Origin of the sequence: Streptomyces xiaopingdaonensis, from assembly GCF_000262345.1 — a bacterium.
Classification (GTDB): domain Bacteria; phylum Actinomycetota; class Actinomycetes; order Streptomycetales; family Streptomycetaceae; genus Streptomyces; species Streptomyces xiaopingdaonensis.
In genome coordinates this window covers 1-5760 of sequence record NZ_AJTQ01000215.1, presented here as the reverse complement: position 1 = coordinate 5760, position 5760 = coordinate 1, and the positions used below count along the sequence as shown (strand labels likewise).

The 5760-nt window shown below is 73.5% G+C and carries 7 protein-coding genes; 3 read left to right on the top strand and 4 right to left on the bottom strand.

Translation table 11 applies throughout. The features are described 5' to 3' along the window. A partial coding sequence (locus tag UWG_RS33715) for a polysaccharide deacetylase family protein (protein ID WP_237720121.1) occupies positions 1-1036 on the bottom strand: 1036 nt, incomplete at its 3' end. A gap of 362 nt (positions 1037-1398) precedes the next feature. Next, on the bottom strand, positions 1399-1959 hold the full coding sequence (locus UWG_RS31750; protein WP_016908400.1) for a hypothetical protein: 561 nt from the start codon (positions 1957-1959) through the stop codon (positions 1399-1401). A 385-nt stretch (positions 1960-2344) separates the two neighbouring features. Between UWG_RS31750 and UWG_RS0116900 the strand changes: the two genes are divergently transcribed. Beyond that, positions 2345-3319: a trypsin-like serine peptidase gene (locus UWG_RS0116900; RefSeq protein ID WP_016908399.1), complete on the top strand. Its 975-nt coding sequence runs from the start codon at positions 2345-2347 to the stop codon at positions 3317-3319. 101 nt (positions 3320-3420) lie between these two features. Beyond that, positions 3421-3645, top strand: a complete 225-nt coding sequence (locus UWG_RS0116895) for a hypothetical protein (RefSeq protein WP_016908398.1) — start codon at positions 3421-3423, stop codon at positions 3643-3645. A 5-nt stretch (positions 3646-3650) separates the two neighbouring features. On the opposite strand, the gene UWG_RS0116890 is transcribed toward UWG_RS0116895, so the two are convergent. After that, on the bottom strand, positions 3651-4118 hold the full coding sequence (locus tag UWG_RS0116890) for a DUF4190 domain-containing protein (protein ID WP_016908397.1): 468 nt from the start codon (positions 4116-4118) through the stop codon (positions 3651-3653). A 99-nt stretch (positions 4119-4217) separates the two neighbouring features. On the opposite strand from UWG_RS0116890, the gene UWG_RS30295 reads away from it, so the two are divergent. Next, complete coding sequence (locus UWG_RS30295; protein WP_237720118.1) at positions 4218-5021, top strand: class I SAM-dependent methyltransferase; 804 nt, start codon at positions 4218-4220, stop codon at positions 5019-5021. Here UWG_RS30295 and UWG_RS0116880 read toward each other — a convergent pair. Then, positions 5005-5700, bottom strand: coding sequence for a type 1 glutamine amidotransferase domain-containing protein (locus UWG_RS0116880; RefSeq protein ID WP_016908395.1), 696 nt, complete (start codon positions 5698-5700; stop codon positions 5005-5007). The two genes, UWG_RS30295 and UWG_RS0116880, sit on opposite strands and share 17 nt — an antisense overlap. Positions 5701-5760: the final 60 nt, after the last annotated feature.

The following is a 5760-nucleotide window of genomic DNA, read 5'->3' as shown; positions in this document are numbered from 1 at the left end:
AGAGCTCCCAGTCGATGCGGCGCTCGGACTGGTAGGAGAGGTCGGGGGGGTTGAAGGTGTGGAGCCCCACCTCGTGGCCCTCGTCCACCATCCGCTTCACCAGCTCCGGGTAGCGCGAGGCCATCGTGCCGGTGACGAAGAAGACGCCGTGCGCGTCGTGCTCCTCGAGCTTGTCGAGGACCTGCGGCGTCCACTCCGGGTCGGGGCCGTCGTCGAAGGTGAGGACCATCGTCCTGTCGGGGACGCGGTAGCTCTCCGGCTTCTCGCCGCGCGCGTCGAGAACGGGGCCGCCCTCCAGGACCTCGTCGGGGACGCGGTCGGTGGCGACGGGTTCGCGGACGCGGTGGTCGGCGAGGAACTCGCTGTGCACGTACCCGCGGAGGAGCAGCATCGCGACGACGGTGCAGAGGAGCAGCGCGGGCAGCAGATACCGCAACGGCAACCGCTTGCGCCGCACCTGCTTGCCCCGCGCCTGCTTCGGACGGCGCCGTCTGCCGCCCTGGGGGCGGTGGGCCTCGCCGGTCTTTCCTCTCGGTGGGGCGGGGGGATTGGAGGGCGATCCCCCTGCGACGCGCGGCGGTTGGGTCTCCGGCGCGTACGGGGCCGGTGCGCCTGCCGTGTCGGGGAGAAGAGGGAGCGGCATCGTGGAGGAGGGCGATTCCCCTGCCGCGTCGGGGAGTTGGTTCGGCGGAATGGTGGGCGGGCGCGATCTCTCTGCACCGTTGGGGAGTTGACGGAGGGGAATCGTGGACGAGGGCGGTGCCTGCTCGCTGTCGGTGGGTGCGGAAAGCGTCTTGCGCGGGGCCGAGCCGCCTGCCGTGTCGGGGAGTCGGCGCAGCGGCATGGTGGACGAGGGCGATTCGCCCGCCGTGTCGGAGGGTTGGGAAAGCGGTCCCGTGGGCGGGGGCTGTTCACCTGTCGCGTCGGGAAATCGGCGGGGCGGCGCCGGGGAAGCGTCCGGCTGTTGTGCGGAGGGTGGCACGCGGTCGAGCGGGCGGGTTTCGTCGGCGGGTGTGGTGCCGCTGCCCCAGGTCACGGGCTGGGCCGGTACGTCTCGTGGCGCTCGCCGGCCCGGCGAGCCCTGCGGCGCGGACGCACGCGGGGAGGGTGCCGACTCTTCCCGCGGCCGGCTCGGCTCCGAAGCATGCGTGTCGGACACGTACGGCACCGCCGGCGCCGCGGGACGGCGCCGTTGCGCGTACCGCGCCCCGGTGTACACCGGGGAGTGCGCGTCGCCGCCTTCGACGTACGGGTACTGGTCGTACGGCGCCGGTGCGGGGAATCCCGGCAGGCGTGAAGTCGCCTCATGGGAAGGGGAGTCGTGGCCGCCGGTGTCGGCCGGGTCGGGGACGCCGTCCCCGGTGGTGTGCCGCCCCCGTCTGCCGTCGGGATGTCCCGTCAACGCGTACCGCCCTGAGTGCGAGGCGAGCTTTCGTCGTCCGGCTCTTCGCCGTCGCCGGGGTCCCCGGAAGAGTCCGTGGGAGGGTCGGTCACCGGCGGTTCGTCCGGGCCGGTCGGCCCGGTGCCGCCTGCGCCGCCGGCTGCCGCGTCCGAACCGCCGCCGGGCGCGGGGACGTCGGTGGGGGACGGCCGGCCTGCGGGCGGGGTGGGCGCGGTCGCGGGTCCTGTGGCGCCGACGGCGCCCGAGGTGCCGCCGGCCGCGTCGCCGCCGGGCCCGGTACCGCCTGCGGTCTCGGCCGCGATGTCGGGCTGCTCGTCGGGGGTTCCCGAACTCGACGCCGAGGGCTCGACCTTGACCGTGCCGTGGTCGGACTCGTCGTCCTGGCCGGGTATGAGGACGGAGGGCGCGGTGGCGTTGCCGCCGACGATGCTGAGGCCGAGCATCGCCCCGTAGCCGAGCGCGACGACCCCCAGGCCGACGCCTATTCGCCGCAGGACTCTTCGTCTGCCGCCGCTGCTGTCGACGAAGACAGCACGCCCCTCCGCGTCCTCGGACATGTCCGTCTTCTCTTCTCGCATGTTGCCGTGCGCGCACCGCGTCCTCGACCGGACCGAGCGCGCCCCCCTCCCACCGAACGGGCGTTGTCAGCATGCCTCGCGCATGCCTCCGAGCACCGTTCACGCACCGGGAACGCTTCCCCAGCCCCCTTCGTCCGCGGCACTCGCCGGATACTCCGACGCTTACCGGGAGGCGAAGGTTGCACCGGACGAGGCAACTCCTTGTATGTGCCCTGCGTCTCATCGGAGGCCGTGCACCCCTCCTCAGCTGCGAGGCAGCGAGGGGGCGCGCACCGCCCGGGGTCAGGCGGTCTTCCGCGGACGGCCCCGTCACCCTACGGTGTCGTGCGTCCAGAGTGTCCGGAACTTCGGAAGGTGAACACAAGTGCGCCTCTTTCGGCACGTCTTACTCTCTCTGCCCGCTGCCGCCCTCCTCTCCCTGGCCGCGGTCGCACCCGCCTCGGCCCAACAGGCCCCCTCGCCGGACGGTGCGACGACCGCGTCGCCCGCCCGCACGGCGGACGGCGCCCGAGTCGGCACGCTCAGCAGCGCGAAGGAGGTGGAGGAGTACTGGACCCCTGAACGCATGCGCAACGCCCAGCCGTTGACCGCGGAGGACACCGGCGCCAAGCGTTCCTCCGGCGCCCCCGAGCAGCCGACGGGCACCCCCGGGGACACACCGGCGGCCGCCCCCTCGGGCGACGTGCGCACGAAGATCGACCAGACCCCGGTCGCCGGCAAGGTCTTCTTCACCAAGCCGAGCGACGGCAAGGACTACGTCTGCTCGGCGAGCGCCCTCAACAGCGACTCGAAGCAGATGGCGATCACCGCCGGTCACTGCGCCCACGAGGGCAACGGCGGCGACTGGATGGAGAACTGGGCGTACGCGCCCGAGTACCGCAACGGCGACCGGCCCTACGGCACCTTCGCCGCCAAGCAGCTCCGTACCTTCAACGGCTGGATCGACAACGGCGACCTCAACTGGGACGTCGCCATGGTGACCACCTGGCCGCAGGACGGCGACAAGCTCGTCAACCGCACCGGCGGCAACGGGCTGAGCTGGAACTACTCGCGGGAGCAGGACATCACGATCAACGGCTACCCGGGCAACCGCGACAACGGCGAACTCCAGTGGTACTGCACGGGCACCACCTCGGACTCCGACGGCAAGCTCGCGCTCGGCTGCGACTTCGGCGGCGGCTCCAGCGGCGGCCCGTGGATGCGCGAGTTCGACGAATCCTCCGGGCTGGGCAACACCAACGGCGTGATGTCCACCATCGACAACAACGGCGTGAACAGAAGCTCCTACTTCGGCGACAGCGTCAAGGCGATGTTCGACGAACAGGGGCCCGTCACCTGAACCCGCCCCGCACGCCCCGGTGTTCACCCCGCCGCGCAGCCACTAGCGTGGCGGGGTGAGCGCCGTACGCGTACGGCTCCGCAACCGCCAGGGAGGTCGCCGTGAAGCGCTCCGGCATCCGCAAGCTCGTTCTCGCCGCCGGTGTCGTCGCCGCCGTGACCGCCGTCGTCGCGCTCCGTCAGGACACGGCCGAGCCGCCGTCGGAGCCCTCCGGGCCCGCCGGGAGCACCTCCACCTCCGAGGTGCGGCACAACCAGGGCGACGGGTACTGGACGGACCGTCGCATGAGGGAGGCCGAACCGGCGCCCATGCCCGGCGAGGAGTGAGCCGTTCAGCCCACCACGAGGGCGACGAGGAACAGGATCAGCGCGAAGGCGATGAGCCCGGCCCACCCCGTCACCAACCCGGCGACCGCCATGCTGCGCCCGCCGGCGACGCCCCTGTCCGCCTTCGTCCTCGCGACGGCGCCGAGGCAGATCGCGATCACCGAGAGCACCAGCGGCACGGTGAAGAGCCCGAGGATGCCGAGGACCATCGCCGCGACGGCCTGCCCGTTCGGCAGCGGCGGCGGGCCCCAGCCGTAACCGGGGGCGTACGGCGGCTGGTTGGCGGCGTACTGCGGCCCGTACGGCGACGGCGGGGCCTGCGGGTACGGAGCGGCCTGTGCGTACGGGCCGGCCTGCGGGTACGGGGTGTACGGCGACGGCCCCGGGAGCGCGTCCTGCGGTGCGGGCCAGGGTCGCGCGCGGGCGTCCTTGCCCTGCCCGGCACCGCCGGGTATGCCGCCTTGGTCCGCCATGTCTCCCTCTCGCCGCGATCGTCGGGGCGGCCATGCTAGTCCTGCGGCGCGGGCCTTCGCGCGGCCGTGTCCGAGGCGGCCGGGCTTATGCTGGCGGCGATGTTCTCCCCCGGCGGCCCCACCGTGCGCGAACTCGCCGTGCAGGGCCTCTCGTCCGTCGAGCGCGGCTACGACCTGCTCGCGCCGAAGTTCGACGCGACCCCGTTCCGCACCCCCGAGCGCGTCCTCGACGCGACGGCCGCGGCGCTGCGCCCGCTCGGCCCGTACGCGCGCGGCCTCGACCTGTGCTGCGGCACGGGCGCGGGCGTCGGCGTCCTCCAACGCCTGTGCACCGAAGGCGTGGTGGGGCTCGACCGCAGCGCCGGGATGCTCGCGGCCGGCCGGGCGTCGGCCGCGGGGCCGGTCGAGTGGGTGCGGGCCGACGCGCTCGCGCTCCCCTTCGGCCCCGCGTTCCAACTCGTCGTCAGCTTCGGCGCGTTCGGGCACTTCCTTCCGTCGCAGCGGCCCGCGCTCTTCCGCCGGGTGAGCGAAGTGCTGTGCGGCGGGGGGCGGTTCGCCTTCCCCGTCGCCGCCCCGCCGCGGCCGGGTTCCGCGGCGTACTGGGCGACGCTCGGGTTCGACACCGCGATGCGGCTGCGGAACGCCGTCCACCGGCCGCGCTTCGTCATGTACTACCGGACGTTCCCGCTCCGGGAGGTCCTCGCCGACCTGCACGCGGCGGACCTGGTGCCCCGTCTCCACCCGCTCCCCGATCTCGGCAGGCGCCCGGACGGCACACCGCGCGCCGCACTCGTGGTGGCGACGCGAACGCGGCGCGCCGCACGCGGAGTCGGCCCGTCCCGGCACGGTCCCGGTGCCGAGCACGGTCCCGTTGCCGAAGGACCGCTCAGGCCAGCTTGTTGAGGAGCTCCTCGGCGAGCGGCGCGGCCGAGGCGGGGTTCTGGCCCGTGACGAGCTGCCGGTCGACGACGACGTGCGGGTCCCACGCCTCGCCCTCCTGGAAGTCCACCCCCGCCTGTACGAGCCGGTCCTGGAGGAGCCAGGCCGCCTTGTCGGCGAGGCCGACCTGCGACTCCTCGGCGTTGGTGAACCCGGTGACCCGGTAGCCGGCGAAGGCGCTGCCGCCGTCCTCGCGGGTGGCAGCGAGCATCGCGGCGGGCGCGTGGCAGACGATGCCGAGGGGGGTGCCGCGGTCGAGCGCCTCGACGAGGAGGGCGCCGGAGTTCTCGTCGACGGCGAGGTCCTCCATCGGGCCGTGGCCGCCGGGGTAGAAGACGGCGTCGTACCCGTCGAGGTCGACCTCCTCCAACTCGACGGGCTCGCGCAGCTCGTCGAAGGTCTCCAGGGAGCGGGCCATCGCGGCGGCGCCGTCCTCCTCGCCGTTGAACTCGGGTGCGAGGCTGCCCTTGTCGACCGTCGGCACGACCCCTCCGGGAGTGGCGACGACGACCTCGTGGCCCGCGTCCTTGAACGCCTCGTACGGCGCGACGGCCTCCTCCGCCCAGAAGCCGGTCGGGTGGAGGGTGCCGTCCTGGAGCGTCCAGTGGTCGGCGCCTGTCATCACGAAAAGGATCTTGGCCATGGTCTGCCTCCGGTCGTCTGCGGGGAGCGCGGGCGTCCCAGCCCGCCGCGCCGACCGTAA

Bases quoted from the DNA above. Each gene is read 5' to 3' on its own strand.
- UWG_RS31750 (WP_016908400.1), bottom strand. From the start codon at position 1,959: ATGTCCGAGGACGCGGAGGGGCGTGCTGTCTTCGTCGACAGCAGCGGC.
- UWG_RS0116890 (WP_016908397.1), bottom strand. From the start codon at position 4,118: ATGGCGGACCAAGGCGGCATACCCGGCGGTGCCGGGCAGGGCAAGGAC.
- UWG_RS30295 (WP_237720118.1), top strand. From the start codon at position 4,218: ATGTTCTCCCCCGGCGGCCCCACCGTGCGCGAACTCGCCGTGCAGGGC.
- UWG_RS0116880 (WP_016908395.1), bottom strand. From the start codon at position 5,700: ATGGCCAAGATCCTTTTCGTGATGACAGGCGCCGACCACTGGACGCTC.